General features: G+C 58.4%; 33 protein-coding genes. 3 read left to right on the top strand and 30 right to left on the bottom strand.

All coding sequences use genetic code 11. The features are described 5' to 3' along the window. Positions 1–11 precede the first annotated feature (11 nt). The 3 genes from JK213_RS08915 to JK213_RS08905 are packed head-to-tail and all read left to right on the top strand — an operon-like array spanning position 12 to position 8031. On the top strand, positions 12–3212 hold the full coding sequence (locus JK213_RS08915; RefSeq protein WP_194262306.1) for an efflux RND transporter permease subunit: 3201 nt from the start codon (positions 12–14) through the stop codon (positions 3210–3212). After that, positions 3209–6487 (top strand): efflux RND transporter permease subunit, encoded by a 3279-nt coding sequence (locus JK213_RS08910; RefSeq protein ID WP_194262305.1) that lies wholly within the window; start codon positions 3209–3211, stop codon positions 6485–6487. The genes JK213_RS08915 and JK213_RS08910 overlap by 4 nt, the downstream gene beginning before the upstream one ends. After that, complete coding sequence (locus JK213_RS08905) at positions 6487–8031, top strand: efflux transporter outer membrane subunit (protein ID WP_194262304.1); 1545 nt, start codon at positions 6487–6489, stop codon at positions 8029–8031. Before JK213_RS08910 ends, JK213_RS08905 begins: the two co-directional genes overlap by 1 nt. Before the next feature lie 64 nt (positions 8032–8095). Here the strand turns inward: JK213_RS08905 and JK213_RS08900 are convergent, their stop codons facing one another. The 30 genes from JK213_RS08900 to tuf all read right to left on the bottom strand — a co-directional run bounded on the left by JK213_RS08900 (position 8096) and on the right by tuf (position 25806). After that, on the bottom strand, positions 8096–8266 hold the full coding sequence (locus JK213_RS08900; protein WP_194262303.1) for a DUF1328 domain-containing protein: 171 nt from the start codon (positions 8264–8266) through the stop codon (positions 8096–8098). A 379-nt stretch (positions 8267–8645) separates the two neighbouring features. After that, on the bottom strand, positions 8646–9956 hold the full coding sequence (locus JK213_RS08895; protein ID WP_194262302.1) for an MFS transporter: 1311 nt from the start codon (positions 9954–9956) through the stop codon (positions 8646–8648). Positions 9957–10294: 338 nt separating this feature from the next. After that, positions 10295–10717 (bottom strand): 50S ribosomal protein L17, encoded by a 423-nt coding sequence (rplQ, locus tag JK213_RS08890; protein WP_099286909.1) that lies wholly within the window; start codon positions 10715–10717, stop codon positions 10295–10297. 27 nt (positions 10718–10744) lie between these two features. Further along, the gene (locus JK213_RS08885) at positions 10745–11764 is read right to left on the bottom strand and encodes a DNA-directed RNA polymerase subunit alpha (RefSeq protein WP_011251942.1); all 1020 of its coding nucleotides are present in this window, start codon (positions 11762–11764) and stop codon (positions 10745–10747) included. A gap of 131 nt (positions 11765–11895) precedes the next feature. Further along, a complete protein-coding gene (gene rpsK, locus JK213_RS08880) occupies positions 11896–12288 on the bottom strand; it encodes a 30S ribosomal protein S11 (protein WP_011251943.1) in 393 nt (130 codons plus the stop codon). Positions 12289–12346: 58 nt separating this feature from the next. After that, positions 12347–12724, bottom strand: coding sequence for a 30S ribosomal protein S13 (rpsM, locus tag JK213_RS08875; RefSeq protein WP_099286973.1), 378 nt, complete (start codon positions 12722–12724; stop codon positions 12347–12349). A gap of 216 nt (positions 12725–12940) precedes the next feature. After that, positions 12941–13522 carry an adenylate kinase gene (locus tag JK213_RS08870; RefSeq protein ID WP_194262301.1) on the bottom strand — a complete coding sequence of 194 codons (582 nt, stop codon included), beginning with the start codon at positions 13520–13522 and terminating at the stop codon, positions 12941–12943. Next, the gene (gene secY / locus JK213_RS08865) at positions 13519–14892 is read right to left on the bottom strand and encodes a preprotein translocase subunit SecY (RefSeq protein ID WP_194262300.1); all 1374 of its coding nucleotides are present in this window, start codon (positions 14890–14892) and stop codon (positions 13519–13521) included. Before secY ends, JK213_RS08870 begins: the two co-directional genes overlap by 4 nt. A 97-nt stretch (positions 14893–14989) precedes the next feature. Beyond that, positions 14990–15478, bottom strand: coding sequence for a 50S ribosomal protein L15 (gene rplO, locus JK213_RS08860; protein WP_194262299.1), 489 nt, complete (start codon positions 15476–15478; stop codon positions 14990–14992). Position 15479: 1 nt separating this feature from the next. After that, positions 15480–15668 (bottom strand): 50S ribosomal protein L30, encoded by a 189-nt coding sequence (rpmD, locus tag JK213_RS08855; RefSeq protein ID WP_194262298.1) that lies wholly within the window; start codon positions 15666–15668, stop codon positions 15480–15482. Further along, a complete protein-coding gene (gene rpsE, locus JK213_RS08850) occupies positions 15661–16236 on the bottom strand; it encodes a 30S ribosomal protein S5 (RefSeq protein WP_099286913.1) in 576 nt (191 codons plus the stop codon). Before rpsE ends, rpmD begins: the two co-directional genes overlap by 8 nt. An 11-nt stretch (positions 16237–16247) precedes the next feature. Continuing rightward, entirely contained in the window at positions 16248–16610 is a 363-nt protein-coding gene (gene rplR / locus JK213_RS08845; RefSeq protein WP_099286914.1) for a 50S ribosomal protein L18, read from the bottom strand. Continuing rightward, positions 16610–17146, bottom strand: coding sequence for a 50S ribosomal protein L6 (gene rplF, locus JK213_RS08840; RefSeq protein WP_062029308.1), 537 nt, complete (start codon positions 17144–17146; stop codon positions 16610–16612). The genes rplR and rplF overlap by 1 nt, the downstream gene beginning before the upstream one ends. 10 nt (positions 17147–17156) lie before the next feature. Next, positions 17157–17555, bottom strand: coding sequence for a 30S ribosomal protein S8 (rpsH, locus tag JK213_RS08835; RefSeq protein ID WP_011251952.1), 399 nt, complete (start codon positions 17553–17555; stop codon positions 17157–17159). Positions 17556–17567: 12 nt separating this feature from the next. After that, complete coding sequence (gene rpsN, locus JK213_RS08830; RefSeq protein ID WP_011251953.1) at positions 17568–17873, bottom strand: 30S ribosomal protein S14; 306 nt, start codon at positions 17871–17873, stop codon at positions 17568–17570. Between the two features lie 132 nt (positions 17874–18005). Next, positions 18006–18569 carry a 50S ribosomal protein L5 gene (gene rplE / locus JK213_RS08825; protein ID WP_099286916.1) on the bottom strand — a complete coding sequence of 188 codons (564 nt, stop codon included), beginning with the start codon at positions 18567–18569 and terminating at the stop codon, positions 18006–18008. Positions 18570–18580: 11 nt separating this feature from the next. Then, positions 18581–18901 carry a 50S ribosomal protein L24 gene (rplX, locus tag JK213_RS08820; RefSeq protein WP_146859703.1) on the bottom strand — a complete coding sequence of 107 codons (321 nt, stop codon included), beginning with the start codon at positions 18899–18901 and terminating at the stop codon, positions 18581–18583. Then, positions 18901–19269 (bottom strand): 50S ribosomal protein L14, encoded by a 369-nt coding sequence (gene rplN, locus JK213_RS08815; RefSeq protein ID WP_011251956.1) that lies wholly within the window; start codon positions 19267–19269, stop codon positions 18901–18903. The genes rplX and rplN overlap by 1 nt, the downstream gene beginning before the upstream one ends. A gap of 12 nt (positions 19270–19281) precedes the next feature. After that, complete coding sequence (rpsQ, locus tag JK213_RS08810) at positions 19282–19554, bottom strand: 30S ribosomal protein S17 (RefSeq protein ID WP_194262297.1); 273 nt, start codon at positions 19552–19554, stop codon at positions 19282–19284. Between the two features lie 13 nt (positions 19555–19567). Beyond that, positions 19568–19801 carry a 50S ribosomal protein L29 gene (gene rpmC / locus JK213_RS08805; protein ID WP_062029304.1) on the bottom strand — a complete coding sequence of 78 codons (234 nt, stop codon included), beginning with the start codon at positions 19799–19801 and terminating at the stop codon, positions 19568–19570. Then, on the bottom strand, positions 19801–20217 hold the full coding sequence (gene rplP, locus JK213_RS08800; RefSeq protein WP_011251959.1) for a 50S ribosomal protein L16: 417 nt from the start codon (positions 20215–20217) through the stop codon (positions 19801–19803). The genes rpmC and rplP overlap by 1 nt, the downstream gene beginning before the upstream one ends. 57 nt (positions 20218–20274) lie before the next feature. Further along, positions 20275–20952, bottom strand: a complete 678-nt coding sequence (gene rpsC, locus JK213_RS08795; RefSeq protein WP_194262296.1) for a 30S ribosomal protein S3 — start codon at positions 20950–20952, stop codon at positions 20275–20277. Between the two features lie 3 nt (positions 20953–20955). After that, positions 20956–21384 (bottom strand): 50S ribosomal protein L22, encoded by a 429-nt coding sequence (gene rplV / locus JK213_RS08790; protein WP_062029303.1) that lies wholly within the window; start codon positions 21382–21384, stop codon positions 20956–20958. A gap of 2 nt (positions 21385–21386) precedes the next feature. Then, positions 21387–21665, bottom strand: coding sequence for a 30S ribosomal protein S19 (rpsS, locus tag JK213_RS08785; protein WP_011251962.1), 279 nt, complete (start codon positions 21663–21665; stop codon positions 21387–21389). A 16-nt stretch (positions 21666–21681) separates the two neighbouring features. Further along, on the bottom strand, positions 21682–22512 hold the full coding sequence (rplB, locus tag JK213_RS08780) for a 50S ribosomal protein L2 (RefSeq protein ID WP_099286917.1): 831 nt from the start codon (positions 22510–22512) through the stop codon (positions 21682–21684). A gap of 16 nt (positions 22513–22528) precedes the next feature. Continuing rightward, positions 22529–22825, bottom strand: coding sequence for a 50S ribosomal protein L23 (locus JK213_RS08775; RefSeq protein ID WP_194255033.1), 297 nt, complete (start codon positions 22823–22825; stop codon positions 22529–22531). 41 nt (positions 22826–22866) lie between these two features. Beyond that, complete coding sequence (gene rplD, locus JK213_RS08770) at positions 22867–23481, bottom strand: 50S ribosomal protein L4 (protein WP_099286919.1); 615 nt, start codon at positions 23479–23481, stop codon at positions 22867–22869. An 11-nt stretch (positions 23482–23492) separates the two neighbouring features. Then, positions 23493–24176: a 50S ribosomal protein L3 gene (rplC, locus tag JK213_RS08765; RefSeq protein ID WP_041110841.1), complete on the bottom strand. Its 684-nt coding sequence runs from the start codon at positions 24174–24176 to the stop codon at positions 23493–23495. A 10-nt stretch (positions 24177–24186) separates the two neighbouring features. Next, complete coding sequence (gene rpsJ / locus JK213_RS08760; RefSeq protein ID WP_007282720.1) at positions 24187–24495, bottom strand: 30S ribosomal protein S10; 309 nt, start codon at positions 24493–24495, stop codon at positions 24187–24189. Between the two features lie 120 nt (positions 24496–24615). Further along, positions 24616–25806 carry an elongation factor Tu gene (gene tuf, locus JK213_RS08755; protein WP_099286920.1) on the bottom strand — a complete coding sequence of 397 codons (1191 nt, stop codon included), beginning with the start codon at positions 25804–25806 and terminating at the stop codon, positions 24616–24618. Between the last annotated feature and the right edge of the window lie 19 nt (positions 25807–25825).

The following is a 25825-nucleotide window of genomic DNA, read 5'->3' as shown; positions in this document are numbered from 1 at the left end:
ACATCAAGATCGTGAATCCGTCCCGCCTGTTCATCGAGCGCCCGGTTGCCACCAGCCTTCTGATGTTCGCCATCCTGCTGAGCGGTCTGCTCGGCTACCATTTTCTGGCCGTCTCAGCCCTGCCGCAGGTCGAATATCCGACGATCACGGTCTCGACATTCTATCCGGGTGCCGGGCCGGACGTGATGAGTACGTCCGTCACCGCGCCGCTGGAAACCCAGCTTGGCCAGATGGCCGGGCTGGACCAGATGACGTCCCAGTCTTCCGGTGGGGCTTCGGTCGTCACGCTGCGCTTCGGGCTGGACATGTCGATGGACGTGGCCGAGCAAGAAGTTCAGGCCGCGATCAACAACGCCACCTCCTTGCTGCCGAGCGATCTGCCCGCCCCTCCGATCTATGCGAAGGTCAATCCGGCGGACACCCCCGTCCTGACGCTCGGCATTACGTCGAAGACGTTGCCGCTTCCTGAAGTCGAAGATTACGTCAACACGCGGCTTGAACAGAAGATCAGCCAGATTTCCGGCGTCGGTCTTGTCACCCTGTCGGGCGGCAATCGCAAGGCGTACCGGATTCAGGTCAACATTCCGAAGCTGACCTCTTACGGCATCGCAATCGATACGCTGCGCACCATCATCAGCACGGTCAACGTCAACTCCCCAACCGGCACATTCGACGGCCCCAAGCGCTCCACGTCCCTGCGCATCGACGGTCAGATCCAGTCCGTCGAACAGCTCATGAATCAGGTGATCGCGTATCAGAACAACGGTCCGATCCGCGTGCGCGACATTGCGACAGTCGTTGAAGGCGCGGAGAACGCACAGCTTGCCGCCTGGGCCAACCGCACGCCTGCGCTGATCCTGAACGTGCAGCGCCAGCCCGGCGCAAACGTTATTGGCGTTGTGGATAACGTCCTGCGCGTCCTGCCGCAGCTCAAGCTCGACCTGCCGCCGGGCATCGACGTCACACCTCTGACGGACCGCACCACCACCATCCGCGCCTCGGTCAGCGACGTGGAATACGAACTGGCGCTCGCCATGCTCCTCGTGGTGGGCGTGATCTTCGTGTTCCTGCGGAATGTTCCGGCGACGATCATTCCCAGCCTGTCCGTTCCGCTGTCTTTGATTGGCACGCTTGCGGCGATGTATCTTCTGGGCTTCTCGCTCGACAATCTGTCGCTGATGTCTCTGACGATCGCGACCGGCTTCGTCGTCGATGACGCCATCGTCGTGATCGAAAACATCGCCCGTTACGTCGAGGCCGGGGAAGACCGCTACACCGCTGCGCTCAAAGGCGCGGGGGAGATCGGCTTCACCATTATCTCGCTGACGGTCTCGCTGATCGCCGTGCTGATCCCCCTGCTGTTCATGAAGGACGTCGTCGGGCGTCTGTTCCATGAATTCGCGATGACGCTCTCCATCACCATCATCATTTCAGCCGTCGTCGCTCTGACGCTGGTACCGATGATGTGCGCGCGCCTGCTGTCTGACACGCATGCGCCATCCACGAAAAACACGGTCTGGAGCCGCCTGTCCAATAGCACCGAGCGCGGCATCAACGCCCTGATCGCAGGTTACGGACGCTGGCTCGATGTCGTGCTGCGCTTCCGCGTCACGACCCTTCTGGTCACGCTGGGCACGATTGTTCTGACCGGCGTTCTGGCCTGGACCATTCCCAAAGGCTTTTTCCCGACACAGGATACCGGCGTCATTCAGGGCATCTCCGTGATGTCGCAGGCCATCTCCTTTGAAGGCATGAAGAACCGTCAGGCCGCTCTTGGAGACGTGATCCTGAAAGACCCGGATGTCGCCAGCATCTCGTCTTTCGTGGGTATCGACGGCCAGAACATGACGCTGAATGTCGGGCGCTTCCTGATCAACCTCAAACCGCGTGACCAGCGGACGTCCAGCCTTGAAGCCATCATGCATCGCCTGTCCTCCACCGGAGATCAGGTGATCGGGGCGCAGCTTTACGTCCAGCCGATTCAGGACCTGTCTCTGGATTCCTCGATTTCCGCCACGCAGTACCAGTTCATGCTGGAAAATCCGGATTACGACACCTTCAAAATCTGGGTGCCGAAATTCGTGGATGCCCTGCGCAAGGAACCGTCGCTGCGCGATGTCACGTCCGATCTTCAGGCCGAGGGTCTGGTCGCCCAGCTTTCGCTCGACCGCCCAACCGGCGCGCGATACTCCATCACGCCGCAGACGGTCGACAATCTGCTGTATGACAGCTACGGCCAGCGCCAGATCACGACGATCTACACGCAGTCCAACCAGTACCGCGTCATTCTGGAAGCCGATCCGAAACTCCAGACTGACCTGACATCCCTGAGCCAGCTTTACCTGCCGGGCATTTCCTCGCAGGCCGGTGGCAGCACGTCCGGCCCGACGCGCCAGCCGACATCGGGGCTTGTCCCGCTGTCGCAGGTGACGACGATGACGCATGTCCTCGCCCCACTGCTCATCAGCCATTTCGGCCAGTTCCCGGCCACGACGGTGTCGTTCAACGTCGCCAGCGGCTATTCGCTGGGGGCTGCGACCAACGCCATCGAGCGTGTGGAAAAGCAGATCGGCCTGCCGCCGGAGTTCCAGACTGCTTTCCAGGGCACGGCGGCTGCCTTCCGCTCGTCGCTATCGAACGAGGTCTGGCTGGTCATGGCAGCCGTGATCGCGGTCTATATCGTGCTGGGTATTCTCTATGAGAGCTATATCCACCCGATCACGATCCTCTCCACCCTGCCTTCCGCCGCCATCGGTGCGCTGATCGGGCTCTATCTGTTCGGGATGGATCTCGACATCATGGGCATCATCGGCATCGTGCTGCTGATCGGTATCGTGAAGAAAAACGCCATCATGATGATCGACTTCGCCCTCGAAGCCGAACGTCTGGAGGGCCATACGCCGCTTGAATCCATCAAGCAGGCGGCGATGCTCCGCTTCCGTCCGATCCTGATGACGACGCTGGCCGCCCTGTTCGGTGCCCTGCCTCTGCTGATCGGCACGGGTGTCGGCTCCGAACTGCGCCGACCGCTGGGTGTGGCCATCGTTTTCGGCCTGATGATGTCCCAGCTTCTGACCCTGTTCACCACGCCCGTCATCTATCTGTTCATGGATGAACTGGGAACGAAAACGCGCGCCTTCATACAGCGCCACCGCCGCCATAGCCCACCGTCGCAGCCCCAGACTCCAAGCCCTCATACAGGCGCTCCGTGAATCTGGTTCGCCTCTTTGTCCTGAGGCCCGTTGGCACGACGCTGCTGGCGGTCGCTCTCGTGATCGGCGGCGTTATGGGCTATTTCGCCCTGCCCGTCGCCGATCTGCCGGACGTGGACTTTCCGGTCATCATGGTGACCGCGAACCAGCCCGGTGGCTCTCCATCCGAAATCGCAAGCACGATCGCAGGGCCTCTGGAACGGCATCTGGGGGCGATTTCCGGCGTCACGGAAATGACCTCGGAATCCATGGTCAACCAAACGCACATCACGCTTCAGTTCGATCTGTCGCGGGACATTAACGGCGCTGCGCGTGACGTGGAAGCGGCCCTGCAAGGCGCACGACAGGATCTGCCCACCAGTCTGCGCAGCAACCCGACCTATATGAAGGCGAACTCCAACGGTCCGCCCATCCTCGCTTTGACGCTATCGTCCAGCACCCGGACGCCGCAGGAACTCTACGATTTCGCAAGCAACATCCTCATCCCGCAGCTCAGCCAGATTCAGGGCGTCGGTGATGTGGAAATCCGGGGAGCGTCCCTTCCCGCGGTGCGTGTTGAAATCAATCCGCTGCGCCTGTTCCATTACGGGATCGGCTTCGAAGATCTGCGCGCCGCCCTCGCCTCCGCCAATGCCCATACGCCCAAAGGTTTTCTGGATGCCAATGGCGAGCGGATGATGCTCTCCACCAACGATCAGGCGACGGATGCGGAAGAATATCGCGATCTGGTCATCGCCTATCGCAACAACCAGCCGGTCCGCCTGACGGATCTGGCGGACGTCAGGAACAGCGTCGAAGATCTCCGTCAGGCGGGGTATCTGAACGGAAATGCCGCCATTATCTGTACGGTCTTCTCGCAGGGTGGCGCGAACGTCATCAAGACGATTGACGGCATTCGCGGCCGCCTGCCAGCCCTTCAGTCCGCCCTGCCCGGCAATACCAATATTTCGATCCTGATCGACCGCTCCAAGACGATCCGGGCCTCTCTGGACGATACGAAACAGACGCTTGTCATTGCCGTCGTGCTCGTCGTCGTCGTCGTCCTGCTGTTCCTGCGCAGTCTGTCCGCCATCATGGTTCCGGCCATCGTGGTGCCGGTCTCGATCGTCGGGACCTTCGGGGCCATGGCGCTGATGGGGTACCAGCTCGACAACATGTCACTGATGGCCCTGACGATTTCGACGGGCTTCGTGGTCGATGATGCCATCGTCGTTCTGGAAAACATCGCGCGCTACATGGAGATGGGTCACAACCGGCGGGACGCCGCCATCAAAGGCACGACCGAAGTCGCGTTCACGGTCGTTTCGATCACGGTCTCGCTGATCGTGGTGTTTGCGCCAATCATGCTCATGGGCGGGATCGCGGGGCGGCTGTTCCATGAGTTCGCGATGACCATGGTCATCACGCTCTGCATTTCGCTGCTCCTGTCCCTGACGCTGACACCCATGATCAGCGCCCAGCTTCTGACCCACACGGACGATAACGGTCCGGGCCTGTGGAAGAAGACCGGCCGTTTCCTCGAACGCATGATCAGCGCCACCACGTCGGGTTACGGCAAATCGCTGGACTGGGCCTTGGGGCATCAGTTCCTGATCGCGATGTCCCTGCCCGCCACTCTGGTGCTGGCCGGTGTGCTGTATGTGAAAATGCCGAAAGGTTTCTTCCCTTCCGAAGACACCGGGCAGATCATGGGACGTGTGGTTGCCGATCAGTCGATCTCGTTTCAGGCGCTTCAGAAAATCGTGGTCAAGGCCATGAAAAGCGTCGCGTCTGACCGAGATGTCGTGGGCGTCATGGGCGGTGTCGGCGGGCGTTCGGCCAACTCGGCCAACATGTTCATCGCACTTAAGCCCAAATCCGAACGTACGGACGATCTTGCAACCACCATCCAGCGCCTGACCCGCAGGTTCTCCCACATTCCCGGCGCGCAGCTCCGTCTGATGGCTCCCGGCAGCGTTCGGACGGGCTCGCGGCCCGGAGACGCCGCCTATCAGTATTCGCTTGAGGGGCCCTCCGCCGAAGACCTGTTCGAATGGACTCCCAAGATCGTAACCGCGCTTTCCAGACTGCCGGAACTTATGGACGTGACATCGGACGTGGAACAGGGCGGTCAGGGAATCAACATCGCGATCAACCGCGACACGGAAGCCCGCTATTCCGTCACGCCACAGCTCATTTCCAATACGCTCTATGACGCGTTCGGCCAGCGCGCGGCCTCCATTATCTACGGCAACCTCAACCAGTACCGCGTCATCATGGAAGCAGCGCCCCGCTACTGGCAGGACCCGTCGATGCTGCAACAGATGTGGATCAGCACATCCGGCGGAACAGCAGCAGGCGGCACGGCGTCGAACAACATCCGCGCCCGCGCCACAACGGCTGTCACAACCCTGTCGCAGAGTGAGCAGTCCTATCAGAACTCGGTCGCCAACGCGCTGGCAGGTGGAAAATCGGCATCAAGCGGTGCAGCCGTCGCCACAAGCGTGGACAACATGGTCCCCCTATCCGTCCTCTCACGGCAGCGCAACACCAATACGGCCCTGACCGTCAGCCATGAAGGACAATCCGTCGCGACGACCGTGTCCTTCAACCTTGCACCCGGCGTCTCGCTTGGCACGGCCGTGGATGCCGTACAGGCCGCCATGGTGAAGCTGCATGTCCCGTCAGATATTCATGGAGGGTTTGCGGGCAATGCGGCCGCTTTCCAGAAATCCGCAGGGAGCGAAGTGTTGTTGATTCTCGCCGCCCTCGCCGCCGTCTATATCGTGCTGGGCGTCCTGTATGAGAGCCTGATCCATCCCCTGACGATCCTTTCGACGCTGCCATCCGCAGGCGTCGGCGCCATTCTGGCACTTCAGATCTGCGGCGAGGAATTCTCCCTCATGGCCATGATCGGCGTGATCCTGCTCATCGGTATCGTCAAGAAAAACGCCATCATGCTGATCGACTTCGCCCTCGTGGCACAGCGTGAGGGTCTGTCGGCCAGAGAGGCCATCCGTCAGGCCAGCCATCTGCGCTTCCGCCCGATCCTTATGACGTCTCTGGCCGCTGCGTTCGGTGCCGTGCCCCTCATCATCGGCAACGGATATGGCTGCGAACTCCGCCGACCGCTGGGGATCGCCATTCTCGGCGGCCTCGTCGTCAGCCAGTTGCTGACGCTCTACAGCACGCCCGTCATTTTCCTGTATCTCGACCGGTTCGGGCGCGCCATGGGCCGTCTGCGTGCCCACGTCGCCTCTTTTTTCCATCTTTCAGCCCGGGGAACACAGTCCTGATGCCCGCCCTCCGTAAATCCACCCTGCGCACTGCCCTGCTGGGGGCGGCGACCCTGCCTTTCCTGAGCGGCTGTATCGGCGGCATGGTCGGGCCGAACTATCATCGTCCGAAAGCCATCATCTCCGCCAAATTCAAGGAAGCGCCTCCGCCGCCGGGCTGGCAGATGGCTGCCCCCGATCTTGCGAAAATGCCCAAAGGAGACTGGTGGACGATCTTCAACGATCCCGTTCTCAACGACCTTGAAGAACGCGTGGCCACGTCCAACCAGAGCCTGAAAGAATATGAAGCGCAGTACCGCAAGGCGGCCGCAACGATTGATTCGATCCGCGCGCAGCTTTTCCCGACCCTGAGCGGCAAGTTCAGCTTCAACCGCAACTCACAGGGCGGCAGCACCTCGAATGCCAGTAACGGCATTCCCTACACGTCCAGCCAGTCCTACACGTCCAACACATGGACCACCGGACCGTCCGCAAGCTGGACCGTGGACGTCTGGGGCATGATCCGTCGGCAGGTTCAGCAGCAGGTGGCCGCCACCCAGGCTGACGCCGCCCTCGTTGCGAACATGCGGCTGTCCTATCAGCTCCAGCTCGCACAGGATTATTTCGATCTGCGCTATCAGGACAGTCTGATTGCGCTTTATGCCCGTAACGTGGATCTTTATCGCCACAATCTGGAAATCCTCCAGAACCAGCTTGATGCCGGTGTCGCTGATCCGACCAGCGTTCTTCAGGCCCGCTACCTGCTGCAATCGACGCAGGCCAGCCTGTCAAACGCCCATATTGCCCGCGCGCAGTACGAGCACGCCATCGCCATGCTGACGGGCCGTGCCCCGGCAGAACTCACGCTGGCAGCCTCTCCCCTCCCTGAGACGATCCCCGCCGCACCCGTCGCCGTGCCCTCCATGCTGCTTCAGCGTCGTCCGGACGTGGCACAGGCAGAGCGCAATATGGAAGCCTATAATGCGGAAATCGGGTACGAGATCGGCGCGTTCTTCCCACAGGTCACGCTCTCCGCGTCCTATGGCTATAGCGGCAATCCTCTTGAACAGCTGATCCAGACCGCTACGCGCACATGGAGCCTCGGTGCGGCTGCAAGTGAAACCATCTTCCAAGGCGGCGCGCGTTCTGCTGCGGTGCGCAGCGCAGAAGCCGATTACGACAATGCCGTTGCCACCTACCGCCAGACGGTTCTCGCAGCCCTTCAGGACACCGAGGACCAGATGTCCGGCCTGCGCTATCTCGATCAGCAGCTTGCCTTACAGAATGCTGCCGTGAAAACCGCCGAAAGCGCCGTTCAGGTGTCCATGAACGAGTATCTCGCCGGAACGCAGATTTACACGACAGTCATCACCGCCGAACAGAACGCCCTTCAGTATCAGGAAACCCAGCTCAGCGTGCGGCAGCAGCAGTTTCTCGCCGAGGTCAAGCTCATGACGGATCTGGGCGGAGGCTGGACGACGCAACAGCTTCCAAGCAAAAGTTCGCTTCAGACGGATAATCCGTTCCTGCCTTCCTTCATCCAGAGGGACAAGAACGGGAACTAAAGATCATAAAAAAGGGCGGGGCCATCGGCACCCGCCCTCTTCATATCAGCATCGTATCAGGTGATCAGAGCGCGTGCAGTCCTGCCACACCTGCGAGAATGGCCAGCACCGCCAGGACCAGAAAGAGAATGAAAAACAGCTTGGCAATACCTGCTGTGGCGGCAGAGATGCCTGAGAAACCGAAAACGCCGGCGATGATGGAAATGATGAAGAAAACAATCGCGTAGTGCAGCATGACGGCAGTTCCTTGCCCAAGAGTTCGTGGTCATGTCGTAACGTCACGCACGTGCGGAAGTTTAATTTCTTCTTAAAAGACGCTTTCCCAGGAAAAACCCGATAAAAGATGCAGCCAGCAGCCAGAAGAGTGGCTGATCCACCATCAGATCACTGACAAGTGCTTCCGTTTCTTTTGTTACCCGAGAAATTTTTGTTACGAGCGCGCTTTTACAGCAACTCTCGATCATCCCGGGCTGCAAGCGCTCCGAATCCGTGCTCGTAAATCTTCTTCCCGCCATGACATCCTCCCAACACAAGAAAAGGCAGCCCGCTATCGGACTGCCTTTTCTTTTACATCGTCAGAACACTTAAGGGATGATCTGAATCAGACCGTCCACTCAGTGACCGACTGCTGGAGCATCTTCGCCCCGACGTGCGGCTTCTTCATTATAGCGCTGCGCTTCAGGAGAGATGGTCAGAGCCATCGTCATCCCGGCAGACAGCAGATAGATCACCGCAAACGTCCAGATCACATACTGCATGCCCGGTCCGAAAACCGCTTCACAACCAGCAACAACAGCCGGTCCGACCCATGTGGACGCACCGGCGCCCAAACCAAGGATGGACAATGCCGCTGCTTTCTCGCGTGGGCAGATCTGCGGCATCAGGCCTGACAGCGGCACGAAAGCCGCGACGGTCGCGCCATAGAAAATTCCTGCTGCGGCCACGGCCCAGAAATTTCCCGGAAACCAGAGCGGTACATAATAAAACAGCGGAATGGCTACGAAACCACCGATCCCACCGAAAACGGCCACGACAAACCGGTGTCCAAGCGTATCGGCCACCATGCCCGAGACAAGGTTAAACAGGATGTTGCTCAGGAAAATGAGCGACAGGAGGTTCAGCCACTGGGCAAGAGAAAAGCCGAGATGATCCACGAAAAACGCGGGCATGATTGCGAGAAACGCATATTCCGAAGATGTATCAATCACGCGGACGATACCGGCGATCAGCGTCTTCGGCTCACGCCACATGATGCTCATGGAGCCAAAGAAAATATCCTTGGTCGGAATATGGTCCGGCAGAAGGCGTTTCTTACCCGTCGGTTCATGCGTGAACAGCAGCGCAACAAGACCACCCAGTATCACAAGCCCCAGGGAACACCAGAAGGTGCGAAGCTCGCCAATTTCCGGAATGGCAAAGCGTGCGAACTGCGATCCCAGAGTGGGCAGACCTGCTGAAAAGGAAAACCAGAACCAGCCCGCGGCCGAGCCCAGCATGGCTGTCGGCGTTGCAGCAGCAATCCAGACGAGAAAGCCATACGCAAACAGCGGGTATGCAAACCCTCGCAGCGTATAGAACAGCAGAATCATCGGCCCACTGTTTGGCCCAAGTCCCAGAGCCAGAAACCCGACTTCAAGCACGCTCCACAGAATGAGGCCAAGCCACATGACTTTCTTCGGTCCCATGAGATCCGACAGAGGCCCGGAGAACCAGGCGGCGATCATCACAGTGATGCCATAAAACGTGAACATTTCATTCACGAAACCCTGCGTATGGCCATGATGGAGCATGTAGGTATCGAGATACCCCGCCTCCACACCATCACCGACCATGAACAGGAGCTGTCCCACGAACGCCCAGAACAGGGCTCTGGGTATTCCAAGGGTTTCCGCCAACCCATGTTTTGGAGGGGAAGATTCAGACATTATAACGCTCTCCAAACGCTGGACGCATCACGAACCCATCCGGGCCTCATTGCCGGGATACATATTCGATGCGTCGTGGCAGGCCCTACGAGAGTGCTCGGGCCTGTTTCTCAGAATGATGCAGCCCCTATGAAAAAGAACGACGGAGCATTCTTCAAAAGGGAGAAACCGCGCCTTGTGAAGGAACGGAAATTCAGACTGTCTCTGAAAGAGACAGGAAAGATTCTGCAAAGAGTGCTGACTATATATCACACACTTGCGTGACCAAGAAACCACGAATCAAAAAAGGCCGGGACATTCCTGCCCCGGCCTTTTTCAATGCTTCAAAAACAGGAGCCTCAGGCGGCTTCCTGCTCCGCGGCAACGTTCTGCTTCGGTCCGCTGTCCTGGCCCTTCGCAGCGACATCGCGATCGACCAGTTCAATCACGGCCATATCGGCATTGTCGCCATAACGCACGCCAGCCTTCAGAACGCGGGAGTAGCCACCGGCACGTCCCTTGTAACGCTCGGCAACAGCCGAGAACAGCTTCGTCACGACGGCATCGTCACGCAGCTGCGCGAAGGCCTGACGACGGGCGTGCAGATCACCACGCTTGCCGAGCGTGATCAGCTTTTCGACGACCGGACGAAGTTCTTTCGCCTTCGGGAGCGTCGTCGTGATCTGCTCGTGCTTGATGAGAGCCACGGCCATGTTGCGGAACATGGCAGCGCGGTGAGAAGAGGTGACATTGAGCTTACGCCCGCTCACACCATGACGCATTGCTAGTTTTCCTTACCTTGAAAGTTCTCAGAACGTCTCGTCGAGACGCTTGGCCAGATCCTCGATGTTCTCGGGCGGCCAGGCTGGGACGCTCATGCCGAGCGACAGCCCCATACCGGTGAGAACTTCCTTGATCTCGTTGAGCGACTTGCGCCCGAAATTAGGCGTACGGAGCATTTCCTGTTCGGACTTCTGCACCAGATCGCCAATGTAAACAATGTTGTCGTTCTTAAGGCAGTTGGCGCTACGCACCGACAGCTCAAGTTCGTCAACCTTGCGGAGAAGATTGCGGTTGAACGGCAGGTCATCCTGCGGCTCTTCATGCTGGACCGGACGCGGCTCATCAAAGTTGATGAACAGCTGCAGCTGATCCTGAAGAATCCGGGCTGCAAGAGCCAGACTGTCTTCGGGTGTCACCGCACCGTTGGTCTCAACCGTCAACAGCAGCTTGTCATAGTCAGTGACCTGACCGACACGCGTCTGCTCGATCTTATAGGAAACCCGACGGACTGGCGAATAAATCGCATCGATGGGAATCAGGCCAATCGGAGCATCTTCGGGACGGTTTGCTGCTGCTGCAACATAGCCCTTGCCCATATTGACGGTGAATTCCATGCCGAGCTTCACGCCGTCATCGAGCGTGCAGATCACCAGATCGGGATTCATGATCTCGATGTCATGACCTGCCTGGATCTGGCCAGCCGTCACTTCACCCGGGCCAGTGGCCGTCAGGATCATGCGCTTGGGGCCTTCACCATGCATGCGAAGAGCAAGCTGCTTGACGTTCAGGACGATGTCCGTGACGTCTTCACGCACACCCGGCACGGCGGAGAACTCATGCAGCACGCCATCGATCTGGATGGCGGTCACGGCAGCACCCTGCAGTGACGACAGGAGAATACGACGCAGTGCATTACCGAGCGTCATGCCGAAGCCGCGTTCCAGAGGCTCGGCCACGACAGTGGCGATGCGCGAGGCAACCGGTCCGGGCTCGACTTCAAGCTTCTCCGGCTTGATGAGGGACTGCCAGTTTTTCTGGAGAACCAAGGTCGTGGCCTTTCAAACAACGAAGCACGCCAAGGGGATTGGCGGCACCTGGGCCCGCACCATCGGTGCGGTAAAAGATGCAATCACTTACAGATGCTGCGTATCGCACGCGATACGCAGCACAGCATCACTCAGACGCGACGACGCTTCCGGGGACGGCAGCCATTGTGCGGCACGGGCGTCATGTCGCGGATGGACGTAATGTTGAACCCTACGGCCTGAAGAGCACGAAGAGCGCTTTCACGCCCCGAACCCGGACCGGAGACCTCGATCTCAAGCGTTTCCATGCCATGCTCGCGTGCCTTGCGGCCGGCATCTTCTGCAGCGACCTGAGCAGCATACGGCGTGGACTTACGGGAGCCTTTAAAGCCCTGCGCACCCGACGACGACCAGGCAATCGCGTTGCCCTGTGCGTCAGAAATGGTGATCATGGTGTTGTTGAACGTGGAAAGCACGTGAGCAACACCGGAAATGATATTCTTGCGTTCCTTTTTACGGATACGCGGAGCAGCGGCCTTCGCCATGAGAGAGGTCGTCCTAAAAGTTTAAGCAAAACGTCGATGAAAAAAAATCATGCGCGGATTAGCGCGTAACCTTCTTCTTGCCTGCAATCGCCACAGCCTTGCCCTTGCGGGTACGGGCATTGGTGTGCGTACGCTGACCGCGGACCGGGAGGCCACGACGGTGACGAAGGCCACGGTAGCAACCGAGGTCCATCAGACGCTTGATGTTCATTGCGGTTTCACGACGAAGATCGCCTTCGACGCGCAGTTCGGAATCGATCAGTTCGCGGATCTTGACGATTTCGTCGTCAGACAGCTCGTTGACGCGCTTGGCATCGGGAATTTCGAGCTTCGTGCAGATGGACTGCGCTGTCGCCGGACCGATGCCATAGACATAACGCAGGGCAATGACGACCCGCTTGTTGGTCGGAATGTTTACGCCGGCAATACGTGCCACGCTTGTTACTCCCATTGAAACGGCCCGGAGCCGCTTCAGACTGTTATATCCCCAGCCATGGCCAGGTCGATGATCTTGTAGCCAAACCTGCTGCCTACCGATTCCGGCAGACGCACGAACAGTTTGGCTACACCTATGTCGAGGGCGCGCAATAGACTGCCCACCCCACCTGAGTCAAATAATAGAGATCACTTTTCCGTGATATCTGTCTGAAACTCAGTTTTTTGCCGCGCCTGTGACGATGGCATCAATCGCTTCGCCAACGCTTTCAACGTCTTTCATACCGTCAACATGAAGCAGACGCCCGGCTTTCTCATAATAAGGAAGGATCGGAGCGGTTTGCTTGCGATAGACGTCAAGACGCGCACGGACAACCTCGGGGTTGTCGTCCGGACGCCGCGTTCCGTCCTCACTTTTGCGGCTGGCGATACGCTCCACGAGTTCGTCTTCGTTGACGTCCAGCAGAATGACCGCACCGATTGTCAGATCACGCTGCGACAGCATTGCATCGAGCGCCTCGGCCTGACTTTCTGTCCGGGGAAAGCCATCAAGGATGAATCCACGCTGGCAATCCGGTTGTGCGATACGGTTCTGAATCATGGCAACGATAATCGGGTCTGGAACGAACTGTCCCTTCTCCATGATCGTCTTGGCTTCGTTGCCAATCGCCGAGCCCGCAGCCACCTCGGCGCGCAGCATATCGCCCGTGGAAATCTGCTTGAAGCCATAGAGGGTCTCAAGCCGTTTGGCCTGTGTTCCCTTGCCGGCTCCGGGCGGTCCAAGAAGAATGATGTTCATCGACGTTTCGTGCCTCCCTGCACTCCACCACGGCTTCCGCGACTGCGTTGCTTGCGGATCAGACCCGAATACTGATGCGCCACCAGATGAGACTGAATCTGCGTGACCGTATCAATCGTGACCGAGACGATAATGATCAGACTCGTGCCACCAAAATAGAACGGGACATTATATTTGCTGATCAGGATCTGCGGCAACAAACACACTACAACCAGGTACAGAGCGCCGATCGCGGTCAGACGGGACAGGATTTTGTCAAAATACGTCGCCGTGCTCGCACCCGGTCGAATGCCCGGAATGAATCCACCCTGCTTCCGCAGGTTTTCTGCCGTTTCCTCGGGATTGAATGTAATCGCCGCATAGAAATAGGAGAAGAACAGGATCATCGCAGCATAGAACAGCATATAGAGCGGCTGCCCCTGGCCAAGCTGCTGCCCCAGAATGGAGAGCCATCCCGGCATCGAATGGCCGTTCATGAAACCGGAAATGGTCACAGGAATCAGCAATACGGATGATGCGAAAATCGGCGGAATAACACCTGCGGTGTTGACCTTGAGCGGCATGTGGGTGGAGTCACCGCCGAAAATACGGTTTCCAACCTGACGTTTGGGATACTGAATCACAACGCGACGCTGTGCCTGCTCCATGAAGACGATGAAGCCAATGACAGCAATCGCCAGAACCAGAAAAATCACCACAAAAATTGGCGAAAGCGCTCCTGTCCGTCCCAGTTCGAAAAGACTGGCCAGAGCATTCGGCAGATTGGCGACGATACCCGCAAAGATAATGAGGGAAATGCCATTCCCGACACCCCTGGACGTAATCTGCTCGCCCAGCCACATCAGGAACATCGTCCCGCCGACAAGCGTCACCACACAGGAGGCAATGAAGAACGCTCCCGGAGCTACCACAGCATTCGCACCATGCGCCGTCATGTTTTCAAGCCCGACGGCAATGCCGTAAGCCTGGAAAAGAGCGATAAACACAGTAAGATAGCGCGTGTACTGATTGAGCTTTTTACGACCCGCCTCACCTTCCTTCTTCATCGCTTCCATGGAAGGAAGCGCCGTGGAAAGAAGCTGAATAATGATCGAGGCGCTGATATACGGCATGATATTCAATGCGAACACGGTCATACGCCCAAGCGCACCGCCCGTGAACATGTCGAACATCCCCAGAATGCCACCCTGATGCTGGGCAAGAAGCTGCCCCATCACGGTCGCATCGACGCCGGGCACCGGAATATAGGTGCCAAGTCGATAGACGATCAGCGCTCCGAGAGTAAACCAGATGCGCTTCTTGAGTTCGGTCGCCTTGGAAAACGAACTCATATTGAGATTGGCGGCGAGCTGCTCTGCTGCGGAAGCCATCCACCTGTCCTTTCATGAAAACAGCGTCGCCGCACATAAGCACGGGACGCTGTTCACTATCCAACCCTAACCCGGACAAAGCCCGGGAGAAGAGAACTCAGGCCTCAGCCTGGGCGTCCTTCTTGGTCTCGAGCACCTTAACGGTACCACCAGCCTTCTCGACTGCTGCCAGAGCAGCAGCAGAGGCGCCAGCAACTTCGATGGTCACGCCATGCGAGAGTTCACCATGGGCCAGAAGACGGACACCAGCCAGCTTGCTTCCGTTGACGAGACCAGCCTTACGCAGGGTCTCCTCAGTGACGGTTGCAGCCTTGTCCAGCTTTCCGTTTTCGATGGCCTTGGAGATCGCACCGAGGTTCACCGGAGCATATTCCTTGCGGAAAATGTTCACGAAGCCACGCTTCGGCATACGACGGTACAGCGGAAGCTGACCACCCTCGAAGCCATTGAGCGAGACGCCTTCACGAGCCTTCTGACCCTTGACGCCACGGCCTGACGTCTTGCCCTTGCCGGACCCGATGCCACGTCCAAGACGCTTCTTGCGATAACGAGAACCCTCGTTGTCACGCAGTTCGTTGAGGTTCATTTCAACCCTCCACCTTGATGAGGTGGGCAACCTTGCGGATCATTCCACGCACGGCCGGAGTATCCTCCAGCGTGCGCGTGGAACCAATTCCGCGCAGACCAAGACCAATGATGGTCTCAGCCTGGCCCGGTTTACGACCGATGACCGAAGCGATCTGCGTAACCTGAACGGTCTTGCCATTCTCAGCCATTTGTCACCTCCGCTTCCGTCTGACCCTGCTCGCGCTTGCCAAACAGTTCAGCAGCTTTCTTGCCGCGACGGGACGCAACATGACGTGGGCTGCTGGCCTTTTCGAGCGCAGCAAACGTTGCCTTGATCATGTTATGCGGGTTCCGCGTTCCCAAGCTCTTGGCCACAACGTCATTGACGCCGAGGCTTTCGAACACTGCACGCATCGGACCACCGGCAATGATACCCGTACCGGCTTCAGCCGCACGAACAACAACCTTGCCAGCACCGTAATGACCGAAGGTGTCGTGATGGAGGGTACGACCTTCCTTCATCGGCACACGGATCATCGTGCGCTTTGCACGCTCGGTTGCCTTACGGATTGCCTCGGGAACTTCACGAGCCTTGCCCGCACCGTAACCAACGCGCCCCTTCTGGTCACCGACAACGACGAGGGCAGCGAACGCAAAACGGCGACCACCCTTTACGACTTTGGCAACACGGTTGATGGTGACGAGCTTGTCGATCAGATCATCGCCCTGCTCGCGCTCACGACCACCACGGCCGCCTTCTCTTGGCTCACGTGCCATGTGTGATCTCCTTAGAACGAAAGTCCGCCCTCACGGGCAGCCTCTGCCAGGGCTTTGACCCGGCCATGATACAGATAAGAGCCGCGATCAAACACGACAGTCTTCACGCCAGCGGCAACACCACGTTCGGCAATCAGCTTACCGATAGCCGTGGCCGCAGACACGTCGGCACCGGTCTTACCAGCATCGCGAAGCGTCTTTTCCAGCGTAGAGGCGCTGGCGAGCGTACGGCCCTGTGCATCGTCGATGATCTGGGCGTGAATGTGTTTGCTGGAACGGAAGACCGACAGACGCGGCCGGCCGCCGCTCTTGCGACGAAGCTGGAAGCGCAGCCGCTGACGGCGGCGTTCCTGCAATCCTTGCTGCGTTGCCATTACTTCTTCTTACCTTCCTTGCGACGCAGAACCTCGGTCTCATACCGAACACCCTTGCCCTTGTAAGGCTCAGGCTTGCGGAAGCTGCGGATATCGAGCGCAACCTGACCAACACGCTGCTTGTCGTTACCCTCAACGACAATCGCGGTCGGACGCGGCGTGGTGATCTTGATGCCTTCCGGAATCGGATAGACAACATCGTGCGAGAAGCCGAGGTTCATCACCAGGTTCGAGCCCTGAACAGCAGCACGGAAACCCGTACCCTGAATTTCAAGCCCCTTGGTGAAGCCGTCCGACACACCCTTGACCGTATTGGCGATCAGAGCACGGGTGGTTCCCCACATGGTCCAGTTTTCACGCGAACGACGACCAAGAGGAGCAACGGAAACATTGCTACCTTCGATCTTGACTTCCACATGACGGGAAACCGGAACGGTCAGTTCACCCAGCTTGCCCTTGGCTTTGAAGATGCCATCAGCAACGGAAACCTGCACGCCAGCCGGAACTTCGACGGGATATTTACCTACGCGAGACATGCGACCCTCCTTAGAAGACGCGGCAGAGGACCTCGCCGCCAACGTTGGCAGCGCGAGCCTCGACGTCCGACAGGACGCCACGCGGGGTGGACAGGATCGACACACCAAGGCCGGCATAAACGCGCGGAAGTTCCTTGATCTTCGAGTAGACGCGACGGCCGGGCTTGGAAACGCGATGGATTTCCTTGATGACCGGCTGGCCTTCTACATACTTCAGCTCAATACGGAGCTGTGCAACACCCTTGCGGAGCTCTTCAGCAGCGAAGCCACGGATGTAGCCTTCACGCTTCAGGGCTTCCAGAACGCTTGCGCGCAGCTTGGATGCAGGCGCAACGCAGACAGCATGACGGGCACGCTGCGCATTGCGGATCCGGGTCAGCATATCGCCCAGTGGATCAGACAAAGACATTCGATCTACCCTTTACCAGCTCGACTTGACCATGCCAGGAATCTGGCCGGCGGAGGCAAGATCACGCAGAGCAATACGGCTCAGTTCGAACTTGCGATAGTTGGCACGGGGGCGACCAGAAAGCTTGCAACGCAGACGGACGCGGGTCGCGGATCCATTGCGCGGCATCTGGGCCAGCTTAAGGGTCGCATCAAAGCGGTCTTCAACCGACAGTGTACGATCCTTGATGATGTTCTTGAGAGCGGTCCGCTTTTCCTTGTCGCGCTTCACCAGGGCAGCGCGATGGTTATTACGGTTTACCGCTGAGACCTTCGCCATCTCGAATTTTCTCCCGGAACCTGTCAGGCCTATCCCGACGGTTTTCCAATCAGCGTGTCTATAAAGGAAAGCGGCCTTCCAATGGAAGGCCGAATCCTGATTTTAACCGTGATCGGTCTGAAAAATTATGGATCAGCCGTTAAACGGCAGATCAAAGGCCTTCAGCAGGGCCTTTGCTTCAGCATCAGACTTGGCGCTGGTCACGAAGATGATGTCCATACCGCGGACGGCATCGATCTTGTCATACTCGATCTCAGGAAACACGATCTGTTCCTTGATGCCCATGGCAAAGTTGCCGTGTCCATCAAAGCCCTTATTTGCCGGCAGGCCGCGGAAATCGCGGATGCGCGGCATGGCGATCGTTACCAGACGGTCAAGAAACTCGTACATGCGGGCACGACGGAGCGTGACCTTACAGCCAATGGGCAGACCTTCGCGGATCTTGAAACCGGCAATAGCCTTGCGAGCAAGGGTCTTGACAGGCTTCTGACCCGAAATCACGGTCATTTCCGCAAAAGCGGCATCAAGCTTCTTCTGGTCACCGGCGGCTTCACCAACACCCATGTTCAGCACGATCTTCTCGAGCTTAGGAACCTGGAGTTCGTTGGCATAACCAAACTGCTCACGAAGCTGCTTCTTCAGCACATCTTCGTAACGCTGGTGCAGACGCGGCAAAGCGTTCTTCTGTTCGCTCATTGTTGCCTTCCTCAGCCTTCGATCACTTCGCCGGTTGCCTTGGCAACACGAACCTTGCGACCGTCTTCCAGAATGCGGAAGCCAACACGCGTCGGCTTGCCGCTCTTCGGATCAACCAGCTTCAGGTTGGAGAGATGGATCGGCATTTCGCGCTCGATGATTCCACCTTCTCCCCCTGCACGGTTAGGCTTCGTGTGACGCTTGGCAATAGCCACGCCGCGCACAACAGCCTTTTCGGCCTTCGGCATCACAGCGAGAACTTCGCCGCGAACGCCACGGGACTTGCCGGAGAGGACCAGAACCTGGTCACCCTTCTTGATACGAGCAGCCATTACAGCACCTCCGGAGCCAGCGAGATGATCTTCATGAACTTGCGCGCACGCAGTTCACGAACCACCGGGCCAAAGATACGCGTACCAATCGGCTCCTGCTGCTTGTTCAGAAGAACAGCGGCATTCTTGTCGAAACGGATGGCGGAGCCATCTGCACGACGAACCGGGTAGGAGGTGCGAACGATAACGGCCTGATGGACGTCACCCTTCTTCACCTTGCCGCGGGGAATTGCTTCCTTGACGGACACGACAATGACGTCGCCGACCGAGGCAGTCTTCCGCTTGGAGCCGCCCAGCACCTTGATGCACTGCACCCGACGCGCGCCGGAGTTATCGGCGACGTCAAGGTTGGTCTCGGGATGAATCATGTGCCTACCCCCTTATGCGCTGACGGAAGAGGACGCTGCAGCCAGCTCCTCACCGTTGCGCGACACGACAGACCACGTCTTGCGCTTGGAGATCGGTGCGCATTCTTCAATGCGAACCAGATCGCCCGTCTGGCAGACGTTTTCTTCGTCATGAGCCGCGTACTTCTTGGAGCGGCGAATAAACTTTTTGTAGAGCGGGTGCATGATGCGACGATCGACAAGAACGGTAACCGTCTTGTCCATCTTGTCGCTCGTGACCCGACCCGTCAGGACGCGCCTTGGCATCGTCCGTCTCCTCTCAGGACTTAGCGGCGGACGTTTTGGCGCCCGCACGGTTCTTCGATGTGTGAGCCAGTGTCTTGATACGTGCTACCGCACGGCGCACGACCTTGACGCGGCTTGTGTTCTCCGACTGCCCCGTGGCAGCCGAAAAACGATGATTGATCTGTTCACGCTTGAGGTCGAGCAGAAGAGCATTCAGCTCATCTTCGCTCTTCGCGCGCAGATCGGCAGGCTTGTACGTGTCGGCCATTACGCGTCTCCGATACGCTGAACGAACTTGGTCTTGATCGGAAGCTTTGCAGCCCCCAGACTCAGGGCCAGCTTGGCAACCTCAGGCGGAACGCCTTCGATCTCGAACAGGATACGACCCGGCTTGACACGTGCGGCCCAGTACTCGGGGTTACCCTTACCGGAGCCCATACGCACTTCTGCGGGCTTTGTCGAGACCGGAGTGTCCGGAAAGATACGAATCCACACGCGACCGGCACGCTTCATGGCACGCGTGATCGCACGACGGGAGGCTTCGATCTGGCGAGCGGTAATCCGCTCCGGCTCCAGCGCCTTCAGGCCGAAGGCACCGAAGTTCAGCTGGGTTCCGCTTTTCGCCAGACCGTGAATGCGGCCCTTGTGGGCCTTACGAAACTTTGTCCGCTTCGGGGAAAGCATGTTGTTAAATCCTCAAATCAGCACCAGCAAAGGAACTGCGAGCTTTCGCTCACAGTCTTAGCGCTGGGGAGCCTGCTCCGCAGCACGACGATCCTGTGCCAGCGGGTCATGAGCCAGGATCTCACCCTTGAAGATCCATACCTTCACACCGCAGGTACCATACGTTGTCTTGGCAGTTGCCGTACCGTAATCGATATCGGCGCGAAGGGTATGCAGGGGAACGCGTCCCTCACGATACTTTTCGGCACGAGCGATTTCAGCACCACCCAGACGACCACCGCAGGTGATCCGGATGCCCTGGGCACCCAAACGTATTGCGGACTGGATTGCGCGCTTCATGGCACGACGGAATGCAACGCGACGCTCCAGCTGCTGAGCAATGTTCTCGGCAACGAGAGTGGCATCGATTTCCGGCTTGCGGATCTCGACGATGTTCAGCGCCACATCGGTCTTCGCCATACGGCTCAGTTCCTTGCGGAGCGCGTCGATGTCCTGGCCCTTCTTGCCGATCACGACGCCCGGACGGGCAGCGTAGATCGTCACGCGGGGCTTCTTTGCCGGACGCTCGATAACAACGCGGGACACGCCTGCGCCGGACAGCTTGCGACGCAGGAATGCACGAAGCTTAAGATCTTCATGCAGCAGACGCGCGTAGTCTTGACCAGCGTACCAGCGGCTGTCCCAGGTACGGTTGACGCCGAGCCGAAGCCCGATCGGATTGACCTTGTGTCCCATGGATCAGGCTGCCTTCTGCTCTTTGTTGGTTCCGCGAGACGGCTTCGTCTCTTCCGGTGCTTCCGCACGCTCGGCAACAACAATCTTCAGGTGGCTGAAGAACTTCTGGATCTGAGAAGAACGGCCACGACCACGAGCGTGGAAACGCTTCATGACAATGGACTTGCCGACTTCTGCAGTCTTGACCACCAGCTGATCGACGTCGAGCTGATGGTTGTTCTCAGCGTTGGCCACGGCGCTCTCAAGAGTCTTCTTGACCTGCTGCGCGATACGACGACGCGAGAAGGCAAGAGCGGCGATAGCCTTGTCAGCCGGCTGGTTGCGGATCATTGCCGCAACCAGGTTCAGCTTTTGCGGGCTGACGCGGATGTTGCGGGCAATAGCCTGCGCTTCCGTGTCAGCAAGCGTGCGGATATGCTTTGGCTTGCTCATTTTCAGCCCCGCTTCGACTTCTTGTCAGAGCCATGACCGGTGTAGGTCCGTGTCGGCGAGAACTCACCGAACTTGTGACCGACCATGTTCTCCGTGACCTGCACTGGCAGGAACTTGTGACCATTATAGACGCCGAACGTAAGTCCAACGAACTGCGGAAGGATCGTCGAACGACGCGACCAGATCTTGATCACTTCATTACGACCCGAAGCGCGCGACGCTTCGGCCTTGCCGAACAGATACCCGTCAACGAACGGGCCCTTCCAGACGGAACGTGCCATCTCTGTTTGCCCCCTCTTACTTGCCGGACTTACGGCGACGGATGATCAGGCTATCCGTCTTTTTGTTAACACGCGTCTTGTAACCCTTGGTCGGAACACCCCACGGTGTAACCGGATGACGGCCACCAGAGGTCCGGCCTTCACCACCACCATGCGGATGGTCGACCGGGTTCATGACAACGCCACGGTTGTGCGGACGACGTCCGAGCCAGCGGGAACGACCAGCTTTGCCCATGTGCTGGTTCATGTTGTCCGGGTTAGACACAGCACCAACGGTTGCCATGCATTCACCACGAACAAGACGCAGTTCACCGGACTGCAGCTTGATCTGCGCGTAACCGGCGTCTTTACCAACCAGCTGGGCATAGGTGCCAGCGGAACGGGCCAGCTTGCCGCCAGCGCCTTGCTTCAGCTCGATGTTATGCACGATCGTTCCGACCGGCATTGCACCCAGCGGCATGGCGTTGCCAGGCTTGACGTCCGTGTGGGCGCCGGAGATGACGCGATCGCCAACTTTCACGCGCTGCGGAGCAAGGATGTAGGCGAGTTCGCCGTCTTCATACTTGATCAGCGCAATGAATGCCGTGCGGTTCGGATCGTATTCGAGACGCTCGACCGTTGCGGCCACATCGAACTTGCGACGCTTGAAGTCGACATAACGATAAGACTGCTTGTGCCCGCCGCCACGGAAACGAACTGTGGTACGACCGTGATTGTTACGGCCGCCGGACTTGTTCTTGCCTTCCGTGAGCTGCTTGATCGGCTTGCCCTTGAAGAGCTCGCTACGATCAATCAGCACGGTGCCGCGTGTGCTCGGCGTCGTGGGATTAAAGTGCTTGAGTGCCATGGTATCCTACCCCGCGTCAGCCCAGCTTGGCTGTAAGGTCAATAGACTGACCTTCAGCAAGCTGTACATACGCCTTCTTGATGTCCGAGCGACGGCCGGGACGACCCTTGACGCGCTTGACCTTGCCCTTCTGGACCAGCGTGCTCACGCCGGTCACCTTCACGTTGAAGAGCTTCTCAACCGCGACCTTGATCTGAGGCTTCGTCGCACCGGGAGCGACCTTGAACACCACCTGGTTACGCTCGGAAAGAAGCGTCGCCTTTTCGGTGATCAGCGGTGCACGGATCACGTCATACAGGGTTTCCTGAGACATGTTCTGTGCAGTCTTGTGTGCGTTCATGACGGTATTGGTGGTCATGCCAGACGCTCCTTAAGACCCTCAAGACCGGCGCGGGTGATGACCAGCACGTCGTGGTTGAGGATGTCATAGACGTTTGCACCAATGGTCGGCAGAACGTCGATCTTCGGCAGATTGGCGATTGCGCGAGCGAACTGCTCGTCAACAGCACCATCAACGATCAGCGCGGACGTCCAGCCCAGAGCCTTGATCTTCGCTGCGGCTTCACGGGTCTTGGTGACACCGTTGGCTGCATCGAGAACGATCAGCTTGCCCTCGGCAGCCTTCTGCGACAGGGCGCAGATCAGGCCGAGACGACGGACCTTCTTGGGAAGGTCATAGCCGTGATCGCGAACGACCGGACCATGAACAACGCCACCCGTACGGAACTGCGGCGCACGCAGGGAGCCCTGACGGGCAGAACCCGTGCCCTTCTGACGGAAAGGCTTCTTGGTCGTGCCAGAAATCTCACCCATGCCCTTGGTACGGTGCGTACCGGCGCGGCGCTTTGCCAGCTGCCAGTGCACGACGCGTGCCATGATGTCAGAGCGCGGAGTGACCGCGAAAATCTCTTCCGGAAGCGCGACAGAGCCTGCGCTACCATTATCGAGGGTCTTGATATCGTATTCCATGCCCCTCGTCCTCAACCGGCGGCTGCCACTGTTGCTGCCGGGTACGGCGCATCAGCATGGCGAGCCTTCTTGATTGCATCGCGAATCAGCACAAGGCCGTTTTTCGCACCAGGAATTGCACCCCTGACCATGATCAGGTTGCGCTCTTCATCCACGGCAGCGATCTCAAGGTTCAGCGTGGTAACACGCTCGTCACCCATGTGACCTGCCATCTTCTTTCCCTTGAAGACCTTGCCAGGATCCTGGCGCTGGCCTGTAGAACCATGGGAACGGTGGCTGATGGAGACGCCGTGGGATGCTTCGAGACCTGCGAAGTTATGACGCTTCATAACACCCGCAAAACCCTTGCCCTTGCTCTGGCCCGTGACGTCAACTTTCTGTCCCACAACGAAGTGAGCAGCGGACAGCTTGGTTCCAGCCTCCAGCAGGGCGTCTTCAGAGACGCGGAACTCTGCCAGATGCTTCTTTGGCTCGACCTTGGTCCGGGCGAAATGGCCACGGTTCGCCTTGGTGACATTTTTCACCTTGGCATTACCAAGTCCGAGTTGAATGGCGGTATAGCCATCGCGCTCGTTCGTGCGGGCATCCACAACCTCGACATTGTCAAGGTGAAGGACCGTCACAGGCACATGCGTGCCATCTTCCTTAAACAGCCGGGTCATTCCCAGCTTCTTTGCAATCAATCCGGTTCGCATCGTCTGGACCTTAGAGTTTGATCTCGACGTCCACGCCAGCGGCGAGGTCGAGCTTCATGAGGGCGTCCACGGTCTGCGGGGTCGGCTCGACAATGTCGAGCAGCCGGCGGTGAGTCCGAATTTCGAACTGTTCGCGGCTTTTCTTATCCACGTGTGGCGAGCGGTTCACCGTGAACCGTTCGATATGCGTCGGCAGCGGGATCGGACCCCGAACCCGCGCACCCGTACGCTTCGCCGTGTTTACGATCTCTTTGGTGCTGTTGTCCAGCACGCGATGATCGTACGCCTTAAGGCGAATGCGGATGTTCTGGTTGTCCATGTTCTTGTTCGTCCAACTCAAAAATTCGGGTGTCGTCCTACTGCCATTGCCCCTGAAAGGGAACCCCGGTCAGAAAAAATCTGACCGGGGCTGTCAAAGCCAACAGCTAAACGCAGGACTTTAGGCGGTGATGGAAGAAACCACACCTGCACCCACGGTACGGCCACCTTCGCGGATCGCGAAGCGCAGGCCTTCGTCCATGGCGATCGGAGCGATCAGCTCCACGTCCATGGCAACGTTATCACCCGGCATGACCATTTCCGTGCCTTCCGGCAACGTCACGACGCCCGTGACGTCGGTCGTACGGAAATAGAACTGCGGGCGATAGTTCGTGAAGAACGGCGTGTGACGACCGCCCTCTTCCTTCGTGAGGATATAAGCCTCAGCCTTGAAGTTCTTGTGCGGCGTGATGGAGCCGGGCTTTGCCAGAACCTGGCCACGCTCGACGTCTTCACGCTTCGTGCCACGAACCAGTGCACCGATGTTGTCACCAGCTTCACCGCGATCGAGCAGCTTGCGGAACATCTCAACGCCCGTAACAGTCGTCTTGATGGTGTCCTTCAGGCCGACGATTTCGACTTCGTCACCCACGTTGACAACGCCGCGCTCAACACGACCCGTGACAACCGTACCACGACCCGAGATCGAGAACACGTCTTCGATCGGCATCAGGAACGGACGGTCAACCGGACGCTCCGGCTGCGGGATGTAAGCGTCAACCTGCGTCATCAGTTCGAGAACGCGGTCTTCACCGATTGCTGCGTCGCCATCTTCCAGCGTCACAAGAGCGGAGCCCTTGACGATGGGGATATCGTCGCCCGGGAACTGGTAGGAAGACAGAAGTTCACGAACTTCCATTTCCACGAGCTCGAGCAGCTCCGGGTCATCAACCTGGTCAACCTTGTTCAGGAACACGACCAGAGCCGGAACACCGACCTGACGAGCGAGCAGGATGTGCTCACGCGTCTGGGGCATCGGACCGTCAGCAGCGGAAACGACGAGAATTGCGCCGTCCATCTGAGCTGCACCCGTGATCATGTTCTTCACGTAGTCAGCATGGCCCGGGCAGTCGACGTGAGCATAGTGACGGTTGGCCGTCTCATACTCAACGTGAGCCGTGGAAATGGTGATGCCACGAGCGCGCTCTTCAGGAGCCTTGTCGATCTGGTCGTAGGCGCTGAACGTTGCGCCACCGGACTTTGCCAGCACCTTGGTGATTGCAGCAGTCAGCGAGGTCTTGCCGTGATCGACGTGACCGATGGTGCCGATGTTGCAGTGCGGCTTCGTCCGCTCAAATTTAGCCTTTGCCATCGTCTTTCTCCAAAACCCC

The organism is Gluconobacter sp. Dm-44, from assembly GCF_018256175.1.
Taxonomy (GTDB): domain Bacteria; phylum Pseudomonadota; class Alphaproteobacteria; order Acetobacterales; family Acetobacteraceae; genus Gluconobacter; species Gluconobacter cadivus.
Note: the sequence above shows the minus strand (reverse complement) of the source record. Positions and strands in the feature narration are given on the sequence as shown.